Source organism: Amycolatopsis sp. NPDC004747 (assembly GCF_053601335.1).
The window spans coordinates 1-1,852 of record NZ_JBSGBQ010000080.1 but is presented as its reverse complement, the minus strand read 5'-3'; the positions used below and the strand labels follow the sequence as shown (position 1 = coordinate 1,852).

The 1,852-nt window shown below is 70.8% G+C and carries 1 protein-coding gene and 1 pseudogene; both read right to left on the bottom strand.

The genetic code is table 11. The features are described 5' to 3' along the window. Window positions 1–209: pseudogene (locus ACWEGE_RS46970) on the bottom strand (RNA-directed DNA polymerase); the annotation flags it as partial. 257 nt (window positions 210–466) lie between these two features. Beyond that, window positions 467–1,501 carry an IS701 family transposase gene (locus ACWEGE_RS46965; protein ID WP_449667012.1) on the bottom strand — a complete coding sequence of 345 codons (1,035 nt, stop codon included), beginning with the start codon at window positions 1,499–1,501 and terminating at the stop codon, window positions 467–469. Window positions 1,502–1,852 lie beyond the last annotated feature (351 nt).

The following is a 1,852-nucleotide window of genomic DNA, read 5'->3' as shown; positions in this document are numbered from 1 at the left end:
GTGCCGCGATCCCGCTCCAGCAGGGTGCCGTCGGGCATGACAAGCGGGGCGGCAAGCCACCGCCGCACGTACAATTTCACCCAGACGGCGTCGGTGTGAGCCTCCACAGCCTTGACCAGGAGGTCCCAGGGCACGCTGTCGAAGAACTTGGAGATGTCGAACTCGACAACCCAGCTTCGTCCCCAACAGCGTTCCCGGCATTTCTCCACGGCGTCCAAGTACTACAGCCGGAGATCTTGAGGGTCGGTGATGGGTGGGATCGGCTGATGGTGTTTCCAGGCGTGCAGCCCGGGCGGCAGGGGGTCTCCGCGACGTCGATAGTGGCTGACCTGGGCGCGCGTCTGATGGAGTCGGCGCCAGAACTCGCAGGCCAGGACGGTCTCGACGGGGTGGTGGGGGTTGAAGCGGGTGGCGGCCAGGCAGTGCCGGACGGCGTGGACGGAGGGCCGCAGCAGCGGTCCGGGAATCAGACGGCGGCCTCGCTCCCGGTCGTGGCCTGGGCTTTTCCCGCCGTGGGGTCATGCTCGGTGTCGGTGTCGGGGAGGGCGGCGTGCTGGACGGCGAGGAAGGCGGTGGCGAGTATGCAGGCCGTGACGTGCCGGTGCCAGGGCGTCCACTTGCGGACCTGGTACTGGGCGAGTCCGACGAGCTGCTTGTTGATCTCGTTGTCCTCCTCGATCTGCCATCGGCCGCCGGCCCGGGCGATGATCTCGCTGATCGTGGCGTCGGCGGGGGCGTGGGCGAGGAAGTAGGCGATCTCGCGGTGCAGTTCACCGTCCTTGCCCCGCCGGTTGGGGTGCAGGGACCGGCGCAGGACAAGCCAGTGCGCGTGACCCTCGGCCGGGGACTCGTCCTTCACCTCGACGGCGAAGGCGGTCCAGTCGTAGAGCCTCTCGCCCTTGGAGCCGAAGCCGCAGGAGCGACGTTCCCACTGGTCACGGGCCTTCGCGTAGTGAAGGAGGTCCTCGGCTCGCTTTACGGCCGGCTGGCGCTTCTTGCTGGGCACGCCGTCCAGCGGCAGGTCGACGGGGACGCCGAACACGTAGGGCAGCTTCTGTTCGTGGCACCAGGCCCGCAGCTGCGGGTCGCGGCCGTAGCCGGCATCGGCCAGCACCCAGGCGAACGGCACCTGGGCGGCGACCGCCTGCTGAAGCATGGCGATGGCCTGCTCGGGCTTGGTGGCGAAGACGACGTCGTCGGGGATGCCAGCCGCGCGGCACCGCTCCCGGTCCTCCGTCCACTCCTTGGGCAGGTACAGGCGGCGGTCGATGAACGCGTGCCCGGCCTGGGTGGCGTAGGTGAGCATGACCATGGTCTGGCAGTTGCGGACATCCCCGGTCAGCCCACAGTGCTGGAAGGCCACCCCGACCGACTTGGTGCCCTTCTTCTGCGCCTGGGTGTCGTCGATGACCAGCGACGCCTCCGGATCGCCCAGATGCTCCACGACGTAGTCGCGCACCGCGTCCCGCAGCACGCCGGCGTCCACTGGCCCGAGCCACACAGCACGCGCACCCCGACCGACATGGACGCGCACACCCGACCGACCCGGACAGCGGCCCGGTGATGCCGGAACCCCTTCCGCGCCCCCATGTCACGGACGCGCACCCACCGGCGACGGTCTACGCCTCCCCGCCCGGCCGCCGAGTGGGCGACACCGCGGGGTCCTCCCTCTTGGCCACCCCCGTCGCGTACGCGCTCCGGGGTGCGCCGGTGCTTGTCCGCTCCCCTCGGCACACCGGCGCGGACGCGGGTCGCCTCCGCCCCTCAGCACACCGACGCGGACCTGCCGCCGGACCGCCGCGAGGGCGGGTCCGGGTGATCGGCCCCGGTGTGCGACGCGGCCCCTGACGGC